Origin of the sequence: Mesorhizobium sp. M0159 (assembly GCF_040322295.1) — a bacterium.
In the GTDB taxonomy this organism is placed as follows: Bacteria; Pseudomonadota; Alphaproteobacteria; order Rhizobiales; family Rhizobiaceae; genus Mesorhizobium.
This window is the reverse complement of sequence record NZ_JAMYTF010000074.1, coordinates 1-20164: the sequence shown is the minus strand read 5'-3', so window position 1 is coordinate 20164 and position 20164 is coordinate 1. Positions and strand designations below refer to the sequence as shown.

The following is a 20164-nucleotide window of genomic DNA, read 5'->3' as shown; positions in this document are numbered from 1 at the left end:
TCGATTAAAGCCTCACCGACGCTGCCAACAAAGCTCACGCCTCAAACCCCGCGCCCCTCCCGCGAGCGGGTTCGTTCCCTGGCGCTGGTTGCTCGTTTCCTGTCGATAATCGACGGCATGAAACCACTCGCGCCCGCTTACGACATCAAGCGCCAGCCTTTTCGACCGTCAGCCCTTTCGCCGGCGCATCAGCGCCTCGAGCTCGGCGTCGCCGCCTTCCGGCAGCATGAGCCGCACGTGTGCGTAGAGATCGCCGTGACCGCCGGCCTTTTCCGGCAGGCCCCTGCCCTTCAGCCGCAGAACCTTGTCCGAGCTCGACCAAGGGGGAACATTGACCGCAATCCTGCCGGTCGGGGTTTCGACCGCCACCTTGGCGCCATGCACCGCATCGGCCAGTTCCACCGGCAGGTCGACATGCAGGTCGCGGCCCTCGACGCGGTAGCGCGGGTGCCGGCGGAAACGGATTTTAACCAGCGCATCGCCCGGCTGCCCCGGTCCTTGCTCACCCTGGCCTTTCAACCGGATGGTCTGGCCGTCCTCGACATAGGCCGGCAACTTGACCGCCATCTTGCGGCCGTCGGGGAACATCGCCGTCACCTTCTCGGCGGTGGCGGCTTCCTCGATGGTGACGTCCAGCGTCACGTTGAGATCTGCGGCGGTCGGGGCCTGACGGCGGCCGCCCGTGCCGGCGCCGCGCTGCTGGGTGAAAGCATCGCCGAAGATCTGGCTGAAGATGTCGCTGTTGCCGTCGAACGGATCGCCGCCGGGACGCCCCGTGCGGAATTCGAAATGCGCGCCGCCCGGCCCTTGCTGCCGGCGGAAACCGGCGAAAGGATCGGCGCCGCCAGCCGCGCCTTCGAAACCCTGGAAACGCTGTTTGCCATCGGCGTCGATCTCGCCGCGATCGAATGCCGCCCGGTTCTTCTCGTCGCCGACGATCTCGTAAGCCTGGTTGGCGGCGGCAAAACGGTCCTTCGCCTTGGGATCATCCGGATTCTGGTCCGGATGATACTTCTTGGCGAGCTTCCGGTATGCGGATTTTATGTCCTTGGCCGATGCGTTCTTGGTAACGCCCAGCACCTCATAGGGGTCGCGCATGCTTACTGCCCTGGAGAAGGAGTGAGTCCATAATCGCCTCCTATATGCGCTCGCATAGGAAGGAATTCCAGTGGCTTACCACCATGTCGCCGGCGGAAAATCAGAGCGCCTTGAAGTCCTGTATGCGCCAGATGCTGCCGCCGGCCAGGCATATTTCGCCTTTGAACAGCGCAACGCCGTCGAAGCTTTCGCGCGATGCGGTGAAGCGACGACATGTCTCGCCGTTAGCCCTGAATTCCGCCAGCTCGGTGATGGAGCCGCGCGAGCCGGTGTCGGCATTCGCCCAGGGAACGGCCTGCCCGGCCAGTTGCTCGACGTCGGCGGAGGACACGGCATTGCGGATCGTGGCCTGGTCGGAAGCGCGGTCCTGATCGAGCGGCGTGACTGAGGCCGGCGTGCTCGAGGTCAGTATCGAGCGGTCGACCTCCGCCTGCCCCAGGCTGAAGCCGCCTCCGCCACAGGCGGCAAGCGGCAGGATGATTGTCACGATCATGGCTTTGGCGCTGGCCGAAGCAATAACGCTCCATTGCCCACTGTCAAAAGCTTGCGCGATACGCGACAATCGGCAATCTCCCCAGCCGGCGACAAATTTGGGAAAACTATGAGCGAAACCGGGTTAACAAGCGGTGACTTTACCGAGGCGGCGGAGCCGTTCCGGCTCTTTGCGGCGTGGCTCGACGACGCGACGAAGAGCGAGATCAACGACCCCAACAGCGTGGCGCTGGCGACCGTTGATGCCGAAGGCATGCCGAATGTCCGTATGGTGCTGCTTAAGGGCTTCGACGAGGGCGGCTTTGTCTTCTACACGAACTTCGAGAGCGCCAAGGGCCGTGAGATTCTTGGCAGCATGAAAGCGGCGATGTGCTTCCACTGGAAATCGCTGCGCCGGCAGGTGCGAGCGCGCGGCCCGGTGGAGATCGTCACCGACGCCGAAGCCGACGCCTATTACGCGACGCGTCCGCGCGGCAGCCGCATCGGCGCCTGGGCCTCCAAACAGTCGCGGCCGCTGGAGAGCCGCTTCGCGCTGGAAAAGGCGGTCGCCGAATACACGGCGCGCCATGCGATCGGCGACATCCCGCGGCCAAAACACTGGTCAGGCTTCCGCATCGTGCCGCAGACCATCGAGTTCTGGCACGACCGTCCGTTCCGGCTGCACGACCGTGTCGTGTTTTCGCGCAATGTCGAGGGCGGCTGGGACAAGGTGAGGCTTTATCCGTAGGGCACGACGGTGGAGCGCCGATCTCTCCCCTTGTGGGGAGATGCCCGGCAGGGCAGAGGGGGGGCGCTTCGCGCCAGCCTGTCAATTGATCGAAATCGCGCCCTTGCGCCCGTTCTCAGTGGCTCGCAGGCTGAACCAAAGGGTAGTGCTCTACGGCGCCCCCATCTGTCCTGCCGGACATCTCCCCCACAAGGGTGTTTGGACCGGAGACATCGCGAACAGGTGTGCGAGGACATCGCGAACAGTTTTGCGCGTTTTGCGCGAGGGGGTTCGGGATGCCATTCGGGGACAACAGCGCGATGAAACAGAAACTGGAATTCGTCATGTTGGCGAGCGCGGCGGGGGCGAATGTGAGCGCGTTGTGTCGTCGCTTCGGGATCGGCCGAACGTTGGCTCACAAGTTGCTCGCGCGCTATCGAGCGGAAGGCGAAGCCGGGCTTGTGGAGCGCTCGCGCCAGCCGCGCTCGAGCCCACGGCGCAGCGCCCCGGAGGTCGAAGCGGCGGCGCTTTCGGTGCGCACGGCGCATCCGGCGTGGGGCGGGCGCAAGATTGCGCGGGTGCTTTCGCGCCAGGGGCTTGGCCATCCGGCCGCTTCGACGGTGACGGGCATCCTGCGCCGCAACGGCGTCGAGCTGGGTGCGCTCGGTGGCGGCGCCAAAGCGTTCATCCGCTTCGAGCATGCCGCACCCAACGACCTGTGGCAGATGGACTTCAAGGGCCATGTGCCGTTGCGCGCCGGCCGGCTGCATCCGCTGACCGTGCTCGACAATCATTCGCGGTTCTCGCTGGTGCTGGAAGCTTGCCCCGACCAGACTACCCAAACCGTGCAAACGCGCCTGATCGCGGCCTTCCGGCGCTACGGTCTGCCGTGGCGCATCGCCACCGACAATGGCCCGCCATGGGGCGATGGTGGCCGCAACAACTTCACGCTGCTCACCGTCTGGCTGATCGAAACCAGCGTCGCCGTCAGCCACTCCAGGCCTTGCCATCCGCAGACGCTGGGCAAGGACGAGCGCTTCCATCGCTCGCTCAAGGCCGAGGCGCTGCAGGGGCCACCCTTCGCCGATCTCGCCAAGGCTCAGGATGCCTTCGATCGCTGGCGCCATGTCTACAACGTCCAGCGTCCCCACGACGCGCTGGACGGCGGCGTGCCGCTCGACCGCTACCGGGCTTCGCAGCGTCAGTATCGCGAAACGGTCGAGCCGTTCGAATACGCCAAGGACGATCTTATCCGACGCGTTCAGCAGCATGGCTTCGTCTCTATTCTCGGCCGCAAAATGCGCCTGTGCAGAGCCTTCGCCGGAAAATCCGTTGCCTTCCGTCCGACCGCCAAGGACGGCCTCTTCGACGCCTGGTTCAGGCACCAGAAAATAGAAACCATCGACCTCAACGCAAGCAAAAGATAAGGTGGGAAACTGTTCGCGATGTCCTCGCACACCTGTTCGCGATGTCCCCGGTCCAAACAGGGTGGAGATCGGCAGCTTCCGCACCGGCGCCCATTTTTCAGCCCTTCTTCCTGGTCATGAAGGCGGCCAAGGCCGGGCCGCTTCTGCCGGATTTCCAATTCCCATTATCACGATCTCGTGTGCGTGAAACGTTCCAGCTTGCAGGAACGAACCAGGAAAGGGCTCAACGCGCCGCTGGCGCAAATTCAGGAGGAAGCAATGCATTCACTCAGGTTGGTCACGATGGCCGGTCTTGCCTGCCTTTTCGCTTGGCAAGCCTTTGCGGAGGACGCGATGGGGACAATGACGGTGATGAAGGGTGGGGAGGTCATGGCGATCATGCCCGATGGGCATATGGGCACCATGATGCCCGACGCGAAGATGAGCGCCGAAATGATGAAAATGGCGAAACCGATCAAGCATTGCATGATGTTGATGACCGACGCCAAAGGCAAGACATTCATGATCGACACGTCTTCGGCAAAGGCCCAGGCCGAATGTAAAAAAATGGCGATGTGACAAAGAGATCATGGCAAGAAAACCCGCCGGTTGCTGCCGGCGGGTCCACGATGCGAGACAAGGCCAGAAGGTCTAGGCCTTCTTCCTGGTCATGAAGGCCGTCAAGGCTGCGCGGGCCTCGTCGGATTTGAGCCGCTCGCGGAAATGCTGGCTTTCCTGGCCGATGCGCTCGACAAGGGCGTCGCGCGAGCCGCGCATCAGGTCGCGCGCGATCTTCAGCGCTTGCGGCGGCTTGACGGCGATCTGGCCCGCCGCCGCCAATACCGATGCTTCGAGTTCCCTCTCCTCGACCACCTCGTAGATCAGCCCGGCGGCCTTCGCCCTCTCGGCCGAAAAGCCCTCGCCGAGGCCAAGCAGCGCGAAGGCGCCTTGGCGGCCGAGGATCTGCGGCGCGAGCAGGCTCGAACCGGCCTCCGGCACAAGGCCGAGATCGACGAAGGGCGTCCGGAATATTGTGCGCGGCGTGGCGAAGGTCAGGTCGCAATGCAGGTTGAGCGTGGTGCCGATACCGACCGCAACGCCGTCGACGCCGGAAACCATCGGCTTTTCCACCTTGGCCAGCGCCATCAGGAAATCCCAGACCTCGGTACCGCCTTCGCCGCCCGCGGCGAAGACCATGAAATCGGCAAGGTCGTTACCGGACGAGAAGGCACCGGGCACGCCGAGAAAGACATGGACGCGGATCGCCGGATCCGCGTCGCCGCCGGCAAGAGCCGCCGACATCGTCGCGTACATGGCGCGGGTCAAGGCGTTCTTCTTGTCCGGACGGTTGATGCGGATGATCTGGATGGCGCCCTGGCGTTCGACGAGGATGTGGTCTGTCACGGATTGGTCCTTTGTGAATTTCGGGCCTTTGTGAATATCGGCGCGTGCGAACGTCAGGCTTAAATCAGCGCCTTGCCGGCAACGGCAAGGCTGTCGGCGCCGCCGACGACGCGCTCCTTCAGCGCGCCCACTTCGCCAAGCAGGTTCTCGGCGAAGAACCGGCAAAGCGCGATGCGGTTTTGGTCGGCAAGCGCGCCGCGCGCCAGATAGGCGCCGCCTGCGGCAAGCGAGATCAGCCTGAGATAGGGTGTGGCGCCGGCCAGCGCCTCGTCCGATCGGCCTTCGGCTTGCAGGTCTTGCAGGAATCGGCTCGCCTGTGACAGGTCGTCGAGCGCCTGGTCAAGGCGATCGGCGGTGCGGCCGAAGCCTTCAAGGTTCGACGCTCGCACCGCATCGGCGACGGCCTTGAGTTCGGCGATGTAGCCATGCACATGCCGGCCGCCGCCGAGCGGCAGCTTGCGTGTCACCAGATCGATCGCCTGGATGCCATTGGTGCCTTCGTAAATGGGCGCGATGCGCGCGTCGCGATAAAGTGCTGCGGCGCCTGTCTCCTCGATGAACCCCATGCCGCCATGCACCTGCAGCCCAAGCGAGGCGACCTCGACGCCGACATCGGTCGAAAAGGCCTTGGCCAGCGGCGTCAACAGATTGGCGCGCTCCTGCCAGTGCTTTGCATCTTCGCTCTGTGACGCGAGATCGATGGCGTGGGCGCAGGAATAGCAGATGGCACGGGCAATCTGGGTCAGCGCTTTCATGGTCAGAAGACTACGCTGGATGTCGGGGTGATGCACGATCGGCGCCATGCCGGCACCGCGATAGCTCGCCGCTTTGCCTTGCCGGCGGTCGTTTGCATAGGCGAGCGCCTTCTGCGTCGCCGCCTCGGCGACCGCGACGCCCTGCATGCCGACGGCAAGGCGCGCATTGTTCATCATGGTGAACATGCAGGCGAGGCCCTTGTTCTCCTCGCCGACCAGCCAGCCGATCGCGCCGGGCGTAGCACCTTCGAAGCCATCGCCATAGATCATGGTGCAGGTCGGCGAAGCGTGGATGCCCAGTTTGTGCTCCAGCCCGGAGCAGAAGACGTCGTTGCGTGCGCCCAGCGCGCCATCGTCGCTGACGAGGAATTTCGGCACCAGGAACAAAGACAAGCCGCGCGTACCGGCCGGCGCGTCCGGCAGCCGCGCCAGCACCAGATGGATGATGTTGTCCGTGAAATCGTGCTCGCCATAGGTGATGAATATCTTTTGCCCGAAGATGCGGTAGGTGCCGTCGCCGGCCGGTTCGGCGCGGGTTCGCAAGGCATTCAGGTCCGATCCTGCCTGCGGCTCGGTCAGGTTCATGGTGCCCATCCATTCGCCGGAGACCAGTTTTTCCAGATATTTGGCCTTGAGCGCCTGCGAGCCATGCTTGTCGAGTGCTTCGACCGCGGCCATGGTCAGCGTCGGGGCGATGCCGAACGCCATCGAGGCGGAGTTCCACATTTCGAGCGCGGCGACGCCGAGCATGGCCGGCAGCGCCTGGCCGCCATACGCTTCCGGCGCGGAAAGCGCATTCCAGCCGCCGCCGATCCAGCGGGGATAAAGTTCCTTCCAGCCGGGCGGGGTAGTGACGGCAGCGCCGTTGAGCACCGCGCCGTGCTGGTCGCCGACCGTGTAGAGCGGCGCCACCTCCTCGCTGGCGAAGCGGCCGGCCTCGGCCAGAATGGCGTCGACAAGGTCCTCGCCGAGTTCGCCAAAGGTGCCGGCATCGAGCGCCGGCTTCAAGCCGGCGACATGTTTCAGGGTGAAGGCGATTTCCTCGACCGGTGCCCGATACATGGCGCTCGCTCCTCCTTAGTCCGGCCCTCTCCAGTCTGGCCCTCCCCAGTCTGGCAGGTCTACTTAAGACCTGTGCCGATGCAAAATCATCTGCTTTCGGAGTTCCCTGTCCATCTTCTTTTTACGTAAACGTCAAACTTTGTCACGCGGATTTTGCAATTGCTGGCTCGTATGCAAAATTACTTAGAGCCGCGCATCAGGGATGACGATAATGCCAAACCAACAGACCCGCACCGCCCGTCTCGAAGCCCGTATTTCGCCGGATATGCTGGACGTGGTGAAACGTGCCGCCGAAATCCAGGGCCGCAGCGTCAGCGACTTCGTGGTCGCCGCCGCTCAAGAGGCGGCGCAGCGTACTATCGAGAACACCACTATCATGCGTATTTCCGTCGAGGATCAGCGCGCCATGATGGAGGCGATTCTCAATCCGCCCGAGCCCAATGAAGCACTGCGCAAAACCGCCGACGCCCACAAACGGCTTGTCGTCGAATCCCGGTGAATTTCACCATCATCATCGAACCGCTCGGCGGATCGCATGATCGCAAGGCGTTCAGCTGCGGGGTGTCGGCGCTCGACCGCTATATACGGGAGCAAGCCAGCCAGGATGTCAAACGCCGAGTCGGCAACTGCTTCGTTGCCGTGGATCGCGATGTCGGCGCGATCGCCGGATATTACACTTTGGCGGCGTCGAGCATACCGATCGCGTCCTTGCCTGACGAACAGACAAAACATCTGCCACGCTACCCGGTTCTGCCCGCGATATTGGTCGGCAGGCTGGCCGTCGATGCCCGATACCAGCGGCGGCGGGTCGGGTCGGCGCTGATCGTGGATGCGCTACGACGTAGCGTTAGCGCTGCCCCAGCAGCCTTCCCGTTGATTGTCGATGCCAAGGGTGACCAGGCGGTCGCGTATTATCGCAGGCATGGCTTCACCTCGTTTCAGAGCCGCCCGCTATCACTGTTCCTGCCCATAGCAACAGCGTTGAAGCTATTTGGCTGACAATCGCAACCATCGCCTTGCTCTTGAGGAGCACCAAGGATCGCTTCGCCAGCGCTCCAACTCGCCCACTCGGCACCCGAAGCATTTCCTTAACCATGGCGGTTCAGGATTTGGCTTTGGCCAGCAAGGATGTGCTGTTTGAAAACGCCGGCGCGCCCCCTTGTCCGCTCAGCGCTTCTCCTCGTCGCGGCCGCGATGACCCTGGCGCTGACGCCGGCAAAGGCCTCGGATTTCTCCGAACCTTGGAAGGATGCCGACCGGGCGCTGGTCGTCGACGCCTACGAATACAATTCCATCGACTGGACCCGGCTAGCCGCCGACAAGCGTCTTGTCGGCTTCATCAACAAGGCATCCGACGGAATGCCGCCACCATATTTCTGTTTCGGCGACGAGACCGAGACGCGGCTGTGCAAGACGCTTTGGAAGCGCCATGCCATGGCACAGGAACTGTTCCAGACGCGCAAGGTGGTGGCCAAGGCGCTGGGCCTGAAATGGGGTGCCTATCATCTCGCCCGCCCCGGCAACCCCGTGGGACAGGCCAATAATTTCATCAATTTCGTGAAACCCGGGCCGGATGACCTGCTTGCCCTCGACATCGAGGACGATGACCCCACCCAATGGATGTCGCTCGAGGATGCCGAGGAATTCGTGCGCCATGTGCATCGTCGGGTTGGCCGCTTTCCAGTGCTCTACACCAACGGCACGACAGCCAGGCATATCGCCGACAACAAGTATAAATACCCGCTCCTGTCCCGGCTGCCGCTGTGGTATGCGCGCTACAAGCCAGACATCGGCGTGCATTTTCCGATGGGCAACTGGCAGGGTTATGCGCTCTGGCAGTTTTCGGCGCGAGCAAACTGCGGCCGGTTCCGCTGCCCTTACAGGGTCGCGGGCACACCCAACGATATCGACGTCAGCGTCGCGCCGATGAACGCCACGGAATTGCGCGCGCAGTGGCCGTTCGGCGGCCTGATCGACGTGCAGCCGGATTATCTCACCTCGATACCGGTGCCGCTCTCACGCGAGGCGGGGCTCGCCGGCGGCACCATCACTTACGCCAGCGTGACGCCAGCAAGCTTCGAGGAGATGGTCGCGGTATTCAGGGCGCGCCTGGCCAGGTTCAGCAGCGGCTTTCAAATGCCTGCGGCGAAGGCGGCGCCGGGCCTTCCGCGCGGGATTGCCGAATATGTCGCCTGGACGCGAAACGAAAAGCGTGCGGCATCGGTGCCAGGATTTGTCTCCACCGCCGACGCGGTCAGCAGCGTCTCGACTGAATTCGACCACGGCTTGCGCTGAGGCCGAAGGCCGCCCGAAGCATCAGTTCGCCTGCTCGCGCGCCACCGCCAGCCAGCCAATGTCGCGGCGGCAAAAGCCTTGCGGCCAGTCGATCCGGTCGAGCGCGGCGTAGGCCTTCTTCTGCGCCTCGCCGACGGTGCTGCCGGTCGCCGTGATGTTGAGCACGCGGCCGCCATTGGCGACGAGTGCGCCGCCGTTGATGGCGGTGCCGGCGTGAAAGATCTCGACGCCGTCGCCTGCCGCCGCCTCGACGCCGCGGATGACCGAGCCCTTTTCAGGCGTGCCGGGATAGCCCCTGGCTGCCATCACCACGGTGAGCGCCGCCTCATCGCGCCAGCGCACCGAAGTATGCGCCAGCTGGCCGTCGGCGGCGGCGTTGAGCAGGACGAGCAGATCGTCCTTCAGCCGCATCATCAGCACCTGGCATTCCGGGTCGCCGAAACGGGTATTGTATTCGATCAGCTTCGGCCCGCTGTCAGTGATCATCAGCCCGGCGAACAGCACGCCGGAAAACGGCGCGCCTGTTTCAGCCATGCCGCGCATGGTCGGCTCGACGATCTCGCGCATCGTTCGGTCGATCATTTCCGGCGTCATCACCGGCGCCGGCGAATAGGCGCCCATGCCGCCGGTGTTGGGGCCGGTGTCGCCGTCACTGAGGCGCTTGTGGTCCTGCGCGGTACCGAAGGGCAGCGCCGTGGTGCCGTCGCACAGGCAGAAGAAGCTTGCTTCTTCACCGACGAGAAACTCCTCGACCACCACTTCCGCCCCGGCCTGGCCGAAGGAGCCGTCGAAACAGGCCTCGAGCGCGGCCAGCGCCTCGTCAAGCGTCATGGCGACGGTGACGCCCTTGCCGGCAGCGAGGCCGTCGGCCTTGATGACGATCGGCGCACCCGTCTTCTCGACATAGGTCCTGGCCGAAGCCAGATCGTCGAAGCGGCCATAGGCGGCGGTCGGGATGCCATATCTGGCGCAGAGGTCCTTGGTGAAACCTTTCGAGCCTTCCAGCCGTGCCGCTGCCTTTGACGGTCCGAAGACGCGGATGCCCTCGGCGCGCAGGTCGTCGGCAATGCCGGCGACCAGCGGCCCTTCCGGCCCGACCACGACGAGGCCTATTTCATTCTCGCGGCAGAACCGGGCCACCGCCGTGTGATCGGCAGTATCGAGCCTCACCAGTTCGGCTTCGTGGCCGATGCCCGGATTGCCGGGCGCCGCGTAGAGTTTGGTCAGCAGCGGCGACGCCGCGATCTTCCAGGCCAGCGCATGCTCTCGTCCGCCAGAGCCGATCAGCAAAACACGCATGCCCAGATTCCTCGTCATTCCAAGACCAGGACTGCGCTATTGCGCCGCGCGCGACGGGTCAAGACATTTGGCTGCCGAAGCGCCGATTGCGCGTGGCGAGCGTGCGGGGCTGCTTGACGCTTGACGGCATTCGCCTCTGCTGCCACTCCAGCAAAATGGAAACCCTCCAGTCGAAAGCGGCCCAGGGCCGCGTCGCCGATGCGCCGAGCGGCCACTGGGTCTATCGCGTGCTGCCGCGGCGGTTGTGGCCCTATGCGCAGCTTGCCCGGTGGGACCGGCCGATCGGCTGGCAATTGCTGCTGTGGCCATGCTGGTGGTCGGCTGCGCTTGCCGCGAGCGCCTATCCGCGTCCGACGGACCCGCTTCTCTCTCTGCTGCCGTCGCCTTGGTATCTGCTGCTGTTTTTTCTTGGCGCGTTCGCCATGCGCGGCGCCGGCTGCACCTACAATGATTTGGTCGACGAGGACATCGACAACCAGGTGGAACGCACGCGCTCGCGGCCGCTGCCGGCCGGCAAGGTCACGCGCCGGCAGGCTTGGATGTTTGTTGTCGTGCAGGCACTGGTCGGCCTTGCCGTGCTTTTGCAGTTCAACAGCTTCGCCGTCTTGCTCGGCATCGGTTCGCTGGTCATCGTCGCCGTCTACCCGTTCATGAAGCGGTACACCAATTGGCCGCAACTCGTTCTAGGCCTTGCCTTTTCCTGGGGAGCGCTGATGGGATGGGCGGTCGAGTTCGGCGATCTCGATGGGCCGGCAATCATGCTTTATATCGGCTCGATCCTGTGGGTGATCGGCTACGACACGATCTATGCGCATCAGGACAAGGAAGACGACGCCATCGTCGGCGTGCGCTCGACGGCGCGCCTGTTCGGCGACAACACCAAGGCCTGGCTGGCCGGGCTTTATGGCGGAGCGCTGGTTTGCTTCGCCATTGCCTTCGCCTCGGCGCAGGCACCGGTGCCTGCACTGGCCGGGCTGATCGCCGCCGGCGCGCATATGGCGCGGCAGATCGCCGTGCTCGACATCGACGACCCGGACCAGTGCCTGAGGCTGTTCAGATCGAACAACCAGGTCGGCTGGCTGATCTTCCTCGGCCTGATCGGCGGCGCGGGCTGGGTGGCGCTGAAGCCGCTGGTTTAAGAGCCAGCGGTATCGATTCGGCAGCTGCGGAATCGACCTTTCTCCAACTGCTTATGCCGCCCCTCATCGCCCTGCCGGGCACTTCTCCCCGTATAGTGACGGGGAGAAGCACGCCTTCGCAACGGATTTCGCCAATCTCAAGCGTTTGCAGAAAGAGTGCCGAAATTGCGGCCAGTGTCCCTTCTCACCGTCACTATACGGGGAGAAGGTGGCGGCAGCCGGATGAGGGGCAGCGCCAACTTGCAAGCTGATTTCAATCTACTCCCGCGAAATAAGCTCCTCGCCGCCGATGACCAGCCTGAGGCCGAGGTCGCCGGCGCGGCGGCGGGCGAGAAAGCGCGGGCGGCGCATGGTCGAGACGCGACCCTTGCGGCGGTCCTGCGCCGGCAGCGCCTTGATGGCGGCGCCGAGCGATTCCTCCAGCGTGCGGGCAATGCCGTCGGCCTCGATCAGCAGCATCGGCAGGCGGTAGGCGTCGGCCCAGGCGCGCCAGTCGGCGGCGACGTCGTCGAGATCGTCGGCGACCAGCAGCGGCACCGACAGCGTCGGGTCATTGTGCAGAAGCTCAAGCGTCACTGTGACATTGCCATCCGGATCCTCCATGGCGCGGGCGGCGACGCCGCGAAACGCGTTGGCGGGCAGAGCGATGATCGCCGGCACGCCGCTCATCTCCAGCGTGCGGCGGATAACCGCGCCGCGCTGGTCGATGGTGAAGGTGACGTCGCCATAGTCGTCGCGCGTGGCGTAGCTCACCACTTGCGGCAGGCGGAATGGGTCGAGGCGCATATTGCGCCCGGCCCAGACTGGCTTCAGTCCAGTGTTCATATCGTGCCTTTCCTGTTTCTCCTGAGAGCCGGTGTTTCCGGTTCTCCGGGCCGGTTTTCCCAGCCTCGTTTGTGGAGAAACATTAGCGCGGGCTTCTTATCCTCGCGCTTAAGAAAGTCGGTTAAATTTTGCTGATCCGGGGCGGATGGTTATCGGAATGCCAACCGGCGCAGGCCGGCGAAAGGATCAGATAACCTTACCCGGATTCATGATGCCGGCCGGATCGAAGGCGGCCTTCACCCTGCGCATCAGCTCGATCGCCATCGGCGGCGCCGTCGCGATCAATTCGTCCCGCTTCAACTGGCCGATGCCGTGCTCGGCCGAGATCGAGCCATGAAACGCGCGCACGACGTCGTGCACGGCCTTGTTCATGACGTGGTAAAGGCCGAGAAACGCCTCGTCATCGCCGTCGGCCGGCCGGGAGATGTTATAGTGCAGGTTCCCGTCGCCCATGTGGCCGAAGCAGACGACGCGCGCGCCGGGACTGACCGATTGCACGGCGACGGCGGCCTTTTCAATGAAGGGCGGGATTGACGCCACCGGCACCGAGACGTCGTGCTTGATCGAGGCACCTTCCGGTTTCTGCGCCTCGGGCAGCACCTCGCGGAAATTCCAGAACGCATCGCCCTGGGCCATGCTTGCCGCGATCACCGCATCGCCGACGATGCCTTGCTCGAGGCCTGCCTCCAGCACCTCCTCGATCAGCGCCCTTGCGTCGTCGGCCGAACGGCCCGACGAGATCTGCATCAGCACATACCACGGCCAATCGCCGGCAAGCGGCCGCACCACGCCTTGTGCGTGGGCAAGCGTGAAGTCGTAGGGCCTCTGGCCGATCAGCTCGAAGGCGGTGAGCGCTGCCCCTGCACGGTCCATCGCCAGGCTGAACAGCGACAATGCCGCCTCCGGCGATGACAGGCCGGCAAACGCCACCTCGCGCCCCTTGGGCTTGGGGAACAGCTTGAGCACGGCGGCAGTAATGATGCCGAGCGTACCCTCGGCGCCGACGAACAGGTTCTTCAGATCGTAACCGGTATTGTCCTTTTTCAGCTTGCGCAGATCGTCGAACACTTCGCCGGTCGGCAGCACCACTTCGACGCCGAGGCAGAGCTCGCGCGCATTGCCGTAGGCAAGCACGCCGGTGCCGCCGGCGTTGGACGAGAGATTGCCGCCGACCTGGCAGGAGCCTTGCGCGGCAAGCGACAGCGGAAACAGCCGGTCGGCGGCATCGGCCGCTTCCTGCAGCGTCTGCAGGATGACGCCGGTTTCGACCGTCACCGTGTTGGACAGCGTATCGATCTCGCGGATGCGGTTCAGCCGCGACAGCGACAGCACGATCTCGCGGCCGGATGCGTCCGGCACCTGCGCGCCGACCAGCCCGGTGTTGCCGCTTTGCGGCACAATGGGCGTGCCAGTTTCGGTCGCCAGCCGCATGATGCTGCTGACCTCCTCGACGCTCCCCGGCCTCAGCACCAAAGCCGTCCTGCCGTGCCAAAGTCCGCGCCGCTCGGTGAGGTAAGGCGCGATGTCCTGCTGGTCGCGCAGCGCATATTTGTCGCCGACGATTGCCGCAAAGCGCGCGACGACGGCGGGGTCGAGATCGGGGGAAATGTCGTTCATGGGTGGAAACTATGGTGCTGAATCCATCTTGTCACGCGGGGCGATCTTGTCACGCGGGGCGGCGGCGCGCGAAAGCCGGTCATTGATCGCCTCGCCCAGCCCGTCGAACGGGATCGGCTCGACGGCGATGGTTTTGGCGCCACTGCCATCGAGATCCTGCAGATGGGCGAAGAGATTGCTTGCCGCCTCGCGCAGGTCGCCGGTCTCCGACAAGTTGCGCAGGGCGGCTGCATCGCGCCAGCCTTCGGCACGGCGGCGGCCGAAGGCCAGCAAGGCTTCGCCCGGTGCGACCTCCGCAGCATTGAGCCGCACTGCCGCACCTGGGGCATAGTGCGAGGCGAGCATGCCGGGCGCCTCGATGCCCGAAGCGCCGCGCAGCAACTTTGTCCCGGCCACCGCTTCGATCTCTTCGGCGGCAATGCCGCCCGGCCGCAGCAGCCGCAGCTTTCCAGCTTCGACCTTGACAATGGTCGATTCCAGCCCGACCGGCGTCGCGCCGCCATCGACCACAAGCTTGATCCGGGGACCGAGATCGGCGGCCACGGCCTCGGCCGTCGTGGCGCTGATCCTGCCCGAGGAATTGGCGCTTGGCGCCGCCAGCGCGCGGCCGAACCTGGCGATCAGCTCGCCGCCAAAGCCTTTCGGCATGCGCAGCGCGATCGTTTCCAGACCGGCGGTGACCAGCGGATGAATGCCGTTGCCGGGCCGTTGCGGCAGCACCAGCGTCAGCGGCCCCGGCCAGAATGCCTGCGCCAATCTTTCCGACAGCGGATCGAACATCGCGATGCGCTCGGCCATCGCCGGGTCGGCTATATGGGCGATCAGCGGGTTGAAGCGAGGGCGGCCCTTGGCTTCGAAGATACGAGCCACGGCAACGCCATTGGTCGCGTCGCCGGCCAGCCCATAGACGGTCTCGGTCGGGATGGCGACGACATCGCCGCTCTCGAGCAGCGCCAACGCCCTTTCCATCGCCTCGCCGACGGCACGAATTTCAGCCACTGTCGTCACCTCACGGATGCGGGTGCCTAATACGCTGACGCCGACGGAGCAAGTCCGGGCGTAGGCGAATCGCAAATCACTAAAATGCTCTGTTTCCCCGCAAGCCGGCATCAACTGCCCTCGGCTACGGTGCCGTCTTGTTGGGCAAGGGGAATTATCATGCTTTCGATGCGTATCCTTGGAGCGCTTGGTCTGGCGTTTATGGCCGGCACGGCACAGGCCTCGTCGCTCGTTTTTCTCGGGCAAACGACGGCGACGCCTTCGGTTGTAAGTGCCGGCGCGCTCGAACGGGCGAAAACACCGTCGATCGACGCGCTCGGCGAGAAGCTGCCTGACGTCAATGAAAACGTCACCGATGAAAAGGTCGCGGCAATCCCGAGCCAGCCGAGTCATGGCTTCGACGGAAGTCCGATGATCATTCGCGGCGGTATCGTCGGCGATGCCTTTGCAACGCCCGCGCCCAAAGCCGCGCCGGCCAATTCTGCCGCGCCCGCCGCGGACAGCAAAGCCGACCCAAAGGTCGCCAGCAAAACCCCTGAGGCAGCTGCGCAGCAGCCTGCGCCGCTAGCAGCTCCCGACCAGCCGAAATAGCGCCACAAGCGATGATTTTTTCCCAGACGTCAGCCGGCTATCTTGGAGAAATCGGCGACCCGGTCGGTCGCCGCGCGGATGCGGGCGAGCAATGCCAGGCGATTGGCGCGCACCGCCTGGTCCTCATCGTTTACGAGGACTTTCTCAAAGAATGAATCAACCGGCTCGCGCAACACGCTAAGCGCCAGCATGGCGGCGGAAAAGTCTTCGTTTTGAATTGCTTCGCCGGCTTGCCTCTCGGCCTGATTCACCGCCGCGAACAAGGTTTTTTCGGCGTCCTCCCGGAACAGAGCCGGCTCAACGCTGCTTGCAATCGCCGTCGCCTTCTTCTCCTCGGCAGCCACGATGTTGGCCGCGCGCTTGGTGCCGGCAAGCAGGTTCCTGCCGTCCTCGCTGTCGAGGAAGGAGCCAAGCGCTTCGACGCGGCGGACGATTTGAAGGAGATCGTCGTTGGACGATTGGCCGATCTCCCCCCTTGAGGGGGAGATGCCCGGCAGGGCAGAGGGGGGCGCGACAGAATGAGACGCCGGCGGGACAGCGCCCCCCGCTGTCGCCTTCGGCGACATCTCCCCCTCTAGGGGGGAGATTGGGCGCGAGCCCGCCGCCAGTACGGCGTCGATGAGATCATGCCGCGCGCCCTGATCGCGGAGATAGACTTTTAGGCGATCGTGGAAGAAGGCGAGGAGGTCGCGGGCGCGATCAATCTCCCAATCCTGAGGCGGTACATCGGCGTCGCTAAACATCAGTTGAGAGGCGCGTTCGGATAGGCTGGTCAGTTGGCTCAACAAGCCTTTTCCGGACAGTTCTTCCATTGCTCGCATGGGTGCAAGCCGAGCCTCGGCTTTGCCGGCCTCCTTTTGAAGCAGTTGCGCCATTAGATGACGCCCTGAACGGATAAACTGCATAGCAATCTCCAATCGGACCTCATTCTCGACCAAGATTCTGATCACTCCCAGTGCTGCACGACGCAGCGCAAACGGGTCCTTCGATCCGGTGGGCTTTTCATCAATGGCCCAAAACCCGACCAGCGTATCAAGCTTGTCAGCAAGCGCCACGGCCACCGACACCGGATCGGTCGGCACGCGATCGGACGGGCCCTGCGGCTTGTAGTGCTCCTCGATGGCGGCGGCGACTGATGGATGCTCGCCCTGCAGCAGCGCGTATTTGCGGCCCATGGCGCCTTGCAGTTCCGGGAACTCGCCGACCACCTCGGTGGTGAGGTCGGCCTTGGCGAGCACGGCGGCGCGGCGCGCGAGCGCGATAATCTCCCCCCTCGAGGGGGAGATGTCGCCGAAGGCGACAGAGGGGGTCGGCACGTCCTGATGCGGCTTCCTATTTTGGACAGAGGACGCCGGCGCTTCACGCGAAGCGACCCCCTCTGGCCTGCCGGCCATCTCCCCCTCAAGGGGGGAGATTGCGCGCGCCACGATTGGTGCTAGTTCTTCGGCCAACCTGGCAATCCGCTCCACCCGCTCGCCTTGCGTGCCGAGCTTGGCATGAAACGTTACATTGAGGTGGTCGAGGCGGGCCATGCGCTGGTCGAGTGGCTTGTTGAGGTCGAGTCCGAACTTTTGCGCCGATGCCTGCAGCTGGTCGAGATCCGGCAGGTCGCCCTGGTCGGTCTTCCAGAAATAGAGCGCGTCGGACAGGCGCGCGCGCACCACCTTGCCGTTGCCATGGGCGATCTCCTTGCCGCCATCCTTGGCCTCGATATTGGCGGTCAGGATGAAGCGGTTGGAGAGCGGCGATTGGCTGATCTCCCCCCTTGAGGGGGAGATGGCCGGTAGGCCAGAGGGGGTCGGCACGACCTGACGCGACTCCCTATCGCGGACAGGGGATGCCGCCGATCCACGCGAGGCGACCCCCTCTGTCGCCTTCGGCGACATCTCCCCCTCGAGGGGGGAGATTTGGCGCGTCGTCACGAAACACTTCTGGTTGGCGCGGATGGTGAGCCGGATCACCTCGGCCGGAATGGCCAGAAAATCCTGCTCGAATTCGCCCATCAGCACGACGGGCCATTCGACCAGGCCCGACACTTCCTCCAGCAGCCCCTCGTCCTCGACGAGGTCGAGCCCGCTGGCGAAGGCGAGGTTCCTGGCATCGGCAAGAATGATCTCCTTGCGTCTGTCGGCATCGAGCACGACCTTGGCCGCCTCAAGCTTGGCGACATAATCGTCAAAGCGGCGCACCGTGATGGTGCCCGGCGCATGAAAACGGTGACCGTAAGTGACGTTGCCGGAGCGGATGCCGTCGATCTCGAAATCGACGACCACCGGCTCCTCGGTTTCGGGGCCGAAGGTGCACAGGATCGATTGCAGCGGCCGCACCCAGCGCAGCGAGCCGGGCTTGGCCGAAGCCGGCCCCCAGCGCATCGATTTCGGCCAGGGGAAATTGCGGATGATGCCCGGCACCAGCTCGGCGATGATCTGCTCCGCCGGCCTGCCCGGCCTGGAAATATGGGCGACGTAGAAGTCGCCCTTCTTCGGATCGGAATGAACATGCGCCTCGGCAATCGAGGCAAGGCCGGCCTTGCGCAGAAAACCTTGCACCGCCTGCTCGGGGGCCTTGGTCGAGGGCCCCTTGATCTCCTCGCTGATGTCCTTCGAGCGGGCGGTCAGGCCGCGGATGTCGAGCGCCAACCGGCGCGGCGTCCAATATTCGCGCGCCGCCTCATAGGTCAGCCCGGCTTCGACCAGACCGTCGGTCAACAGCTTTCGGAGGTCGCCGGCCGCCTTGCGCTGCATGCGAGCGGGGATTTCCTCGGAACGAAGTTCTAGAAGCAGGTCAGGCATTGAAAGAGCTCACGCGACAAGAAACAGCCGCCGCTTCGCGGCGTCCTCCCCCATCGAGGCGAAGGTAAGCGGGGCATAGCAACTCGGTCGGCTGCTGTCACCCTTCCCAGCAAGATCGGGCCTGCGCGATCGGAACATCTAACGGCGAATTCCGAAAAAATTCAGCCGCCTGTCGGACACACGCCGGTCCGCCCGTCCTTGGATCAAAGATTTCCATGAACCGAACGCAGCGCTGAAGCGACCAACGCTCAGGCAGAGAGCTATTGGCTGAACGAGCATGAAAACGGCATCGACATTCCTGAAGATCCTCGCGCTCAGCGCCTGTTTTACAGCGCAGGTGCACGGCACGTTCTCGATGCCCGGCGTCAGGCAAGCGCTGCGGACAATAGCCGGTGCAAGCGGCCAAGGCACGTTGCCAATCAGTGCCCCTGCCGAAACCGCCTGGAGCTAAGCGGCCATTCCGCCCGCCTGCGTCAGCAGAAACGCCTCGCCGCAGGCCTTGGCCAGATTGCGCACCCGCAAAATATAACTCTGGCGCTCGGTGACCGAAATGACGCCGCGTGCGTCGAGCAGATTGAAGACGTGGCTGGCCTTGATGCACTGGTCGTAGGCTGGGAAGACCATGCGGTGATATCCCTCCCCCTTGAGCGGAAGGTGGCCAGACAAGGTCTGGCCGGGAGGGGTCGCTCGTGCAGTGCTCGACGCCTGGCCTGCGGTGCCTTCCGAGGCGACCCCCTCTGCCCGCTTCGCGGGCATCTCCCCCTCGAGGGGGGAGATAGGCGCGCCGGCTTGTAGCAGCGCCTTGCACTCGGCTTCGGCGTCTTCGAAATGGCGCAGCAACATCGCGGTGTTGGCGAATTCGAAATTATGGCGCGAATATTCCTGCTCGGCCTGCAGAAAGACGTCACCATAGGTCACCTTGTCGGCGCCTTCGCGGCCGTTGAAGTTGAGGTCGTAGACATTGTCGACGCCCTGCACATACATGGCCAGCCGTTCCAGCCCATAAGTGAGCTCACCCGCCACCGGTGCGCATTCGATGCCGCAGACCTGCTGGAAATAGGTGAACTGCGAGACCTCCATGCCGTCGCACCAGCACTCCCAGCCCAGCCCCCAGGCGCCCAGCGTCGGGCTTTCCCAGTCGTCCTCGACGAAGCGGATGTCATGCAGCAGCGGATCGATTCCGATCGCGGCCAGCGAGCCGAGATAAAGCTCCTGCAGATTGGGCGGATTGGGCTTCAGGATCACCTGGTATTGGTAATAGTGCTGCAGCCGGTTCGGGTTCTCGCCATAGCGGCCGTCCTTGGGGCGGCGCGAGGGCTGGACATAGGCCGCGTTCCAGCGTTTTGGGCCGAGCGCGCGCAATGTCGTTGCCGGATGGAAGGTGCCGGCGCCGACTTCCATGTCGTAAGGCTGGAGGACGACGCAGCCATAGTCCGCCCAATGATTATGCAAGGTCAGGATCAGCCCTTGGAACGAGCGGCTGGGGTGCATGTGGGCAGGAATGGTCACGGCGGCCTCGGCGGGAAAGGCGGGATGCCGGCACGTCCTAGATGCCTGGCCAGCAAGCGTCAAGGCAGAGGGGTCAGGCCTTTGAAGGTGTTCCCTTCTCCCCTTGTGAGACCTTTGCACAGAAGCCGATTGGTGATTCTGTGATGATGGTCGAAGCAGGGAGATTCGGGATGGC

General features: G+C 64.2%; 18 protein-coding genes and 2 pseudogenes. 9 read left to right on the top strand and 11 right to left on the bottom strand.

What is annotated here, in order from left to right; genetic code table 11:
* Positions 1-168 precede the first annotated feature (168 nt).
* Both NKJ32_RS32915 and NKJ32_RS32910 read right to left on the bottom strand, forming a co-directional pair.
* Positions 169-1098 carry a DnaJ C-terminal domain-containing protein gene (locus NKJ32_RS32915; protein ID WP_352830123.1) on the bottom strand — a complete coding sequence of 310 codons (930 nt, stop codon included), beginning with the start codon at positions 1096-1098 and terminating at the stop codon, positions 169-171.
* 100 nt (positions 1099-1198) lie between these two features.
* On the bottom strand, positions 1199-1660 hold the full coding sequence (locus NKJ32_RS32910; protein ID WP_352830121.1) for an RT0821/Lpp0805 family surface protein: 462 nt from the start codon (positions 1658-1660) through the stop codon (positions 1199-1201).
* Positions 1661-1699: 39 nt separating this feature from the next.
* Between NKJ32_RS32910 and pdxH the strand changes: the two genes are divergently transcribed.
* The 3 genes from pdxH (at position 1700) to NKJ32_RS32895 (ending at position 4281) form a co-directional block, all read left to right on the top strand.
* Positions 1700-2317, top strand: a complete 618-nt coding sequence (gene pdxH / locus NKJ32_RS32905) for a pyridoxamine 5'-phosphate oxidase (protein WP_352593300.1) — start codon at positions 1700-1702, stop codon at positions 2315-2317.
* Positions 2318-2592: 275 nt separating this feature from the next.
* Positions 2593-3723: an IS481 family transposase gene (locus NKJ32_RS32900; protein WP_502898061.1), complete on the top strand. Its 1131-nt coding sequence runs from the start codon at positions 2593-2595 to the stop codon at positions 3721-3723.
* A gap of 198 nt (positions 3724-3921) precedes the next feature.
* Positions 3922-4281, top strand: coding sequence for a hypothetical protein (locus NKJ32_RS32895; RefSeq protein WP_352830119.1), 360 nt, complete (start codon positions 3922-3924; stop codon positions 4279-4281).
* 72 nt (positions 4282-4353) lie between these two features.
* Here NKJ32_RS32895 and NKJ32_RS32890 read toward each other — a convergent pair whose 3' ends face one another.
* A complete protein-coding gene (locus tag NKJ32_RS32890; RefSeq protein ID WP_352593291.1) occupies positions 4354-5106 on the bottom strand; it encodes a crotonase/enoyl-CoA hydratase family protein in 753 nt (250 codons plus the stop codon).
* 59 nt (positions 5107-5165) lie between these two features.
* Positions 5166-6923, bottom strand: a complete 1758-nt coding sequence (locus NKJ32_RS32885) for an acyl-CoA dehydrogenase family protein (RefSeq protein WP_352593289.1) — start codon at positions 6921-6923, stop codon at positions 5166-5168.
* Between the two features lie 211 nt (positions 6924-7134).
* Between NKJ32_RS32885 and NKJ32_RS32880 the strand changes: the two genes are divergently transcribed.
* The 3 genes from NKJ32_RS32880 to NKJ32_RS32870 all read left to right on the top strand — a co-directional run bounded on the left by NKJ32_RS32880 (position 7135) and on the right by NKJ32_RS32870 (position 9218).
* On the top strand, positions 7135-7422 hold the full coding sequence (locus tag NKJ32_RS32880) for a type II toxin-antitoxin system TacA family antitoxin (RefSeq protein WP_352593287.1): 288 nt from the start codon (positions 7135-7137) through the stop codon (positions 7420-7422).
* The gene (locus NKJ32_RS32875) at positions 7419-7922 is read left to right on the top strand and encodes a GNAT family N-acetyltransferase (RefSeq protein WP_352593284.1); all 504 of its coding nucleotides are present in this window, start codon (positions 7419-7421) and stop codon (positions 7920-7922) included. The genes NKJ32_RS32880 and NKJ32_RS32875 overlap by 4 nt, the downstream gene beginning before the upstream one ends.
* Before the next feature lie 195 nt (positions 7923-8117).
* Positions 8118-9218, top strand: a complete 1101-nt coding sequence (locus NKJ32_RS32870; protein ID WP_352593424.1) for a glycoside hydrolase family 25 protein — start codon at positions 8118-8120, stop codon at positions 9216-9218.
* Between the two features lie 21 nt (positions 9219-9239).
* Here the strand turns inward: NKJ32_RS32870 and purD are convergent, their stop codons facing one another.
* Positions 9240-10517 (bottom strand): phosphoribosylamine--glycine ligase, encoded by a 1278-nt coding sequence (purD, locus tag NKJ32_RS32865; RefSeq protein ID WP_352593281.1) that lies wholly within the window; start codon positions 10515-10517, stop codon positions 9240-9242.
* Between the two features lie 155 nt (positions 10518-10672).
* Here purD and ubiA point away from each other — a divergent pair, with 155 nt between their 5' ends.
* Entirely contained in the window at positions 10673-11656 is a 984-nt protein-coding gene (ubiA, locus tag NKJ32_RS32860; RefSeq protein ID WP_352593279.1) for a 4-hydroxybenzoate octaprenyltransferase, read from the top strand.
* Positions 11657-11914: 258 nt separating this feature from the next.
* On the opposite strand, the gene NKJ32_RS32855 is transcribed toward ubiA, so the two are convergent.
* The 3 genes from NKJ32_RS32855 to NKJ32_RS32845 all read right to left on the bottom strand — a co-directional run bounded on the left by NKJ32_RS32855 (position 11915) and on the right by NKJ32_RS32845 (position 15097).
* The gene (locus tag NKJ32_RS32855; RefSeq protein WP_352593276.1) at positions 11915-12481 is read right to left on the bottom strand and encodes a DUF6101 family protein; all 567 of its coding nucleotides are present in this window, start codon (positions 12479-12481) and stop codon (positions 11915-11917) included.
* A gap of 186 nt (positions 12482-12667) precedes the next feature.
* Positions 12668-14098 carry an FAD-binding oxidoreductase gene (locus NKJ32_RS32850; protein WP_352593273.1) on the bottom strand — a complete coding sequence of 477 codons (1431 nt, stop codon included), beginning with the start codon at positions 14096-14098 and terminating at the stop codon, positions 12668-12670.
* A gap of 9 nt (positions 14099-14107) precedes the next feature.
* A complete protein-coding gene (locus tag NKJ32_RS32845) occupies positions 14108-15097 on the bottom strand; it encodes an L-threonylcarbamoyladenylate synthase (RefSeq protein ID WP_352593270.1) in 990 nt (329 codons plus the stop codon).
* Between the two features lie 159 nt (positions 15098-15256).
* On the opposite strand from NKJ32_RS32845, the gene NKJ32_RS32840 reads away from it, so the two are divergent.
* Positions 15257-15688 (top strand): hypothetical protein, encoded by a 432-nt coding sequence (locus NKJ32_RS32840; protein ID WP_352593267.1) that lies wholly within the window; start codon positions 15257-15259, stop codon positions 15686-15688.
* Between the two features lie 29 nt (positions 15689-15717).
* On the opposite strand, the gene NKJ32_RS32835 is transcribed toward NKJ32_RS32840, so the two are convergent.
* Positions 15718-18480 (bottom strand): glycine--tRNA ligase subunit beta, encoded by a 2763-nt coding sequence (locus tag NKJ32_RS32835; protein WP_352784163.1) that lies wholly within the window; start codon positions 18478-18480, stop codon positions 15718-15720.
* 277 nt (positions 18481-18757) lie between these two features.
* Here NKJ32_RS32835 and NKJ32_RS32830 point away from each other — a divergent pair, with 277 nt between their 5' ends.
* The gene (locus NKJ32_RS32830; protein WP_352593262.1) at positions 18758-18931 is read left to right on the top strand and encodes a hypothetical protein; all 174 of its coding nucleotides are present in this window, start codon (positions 18758-18760) and stop codon (positions 18929-18931) included.
* Here the strand turns inward: NKJ32_RS32830 and NKJ32_RS32825 are convergent.
* Together NKJ32_RS32825 and NKJ32_RS32820 are read right to left on the bottom strand one after the other, a co-directional pair.
* A pseudogene (locus tag NKJ32_RS32825) lies at positions 18928-19110 on the bottom strand (glycine--tRNA ligase subunit alpha); the annotation flags it as partial. The gene NKJ32_RS32830 and the pseudogene NKJ32_RS32825 overlap by 4 nt on opposite strands.
* Before the next feature lie 147 nt (positions 19111-19257).
* Positions 19258-19971, bottom strand: a pseudogene (locus NKJ32_RS32820) (glycine--tRNA ligase subunit alpha); the annotation flags it as partial.
* Positions 19972-20164: the final 193 nt, after the last annotated feature.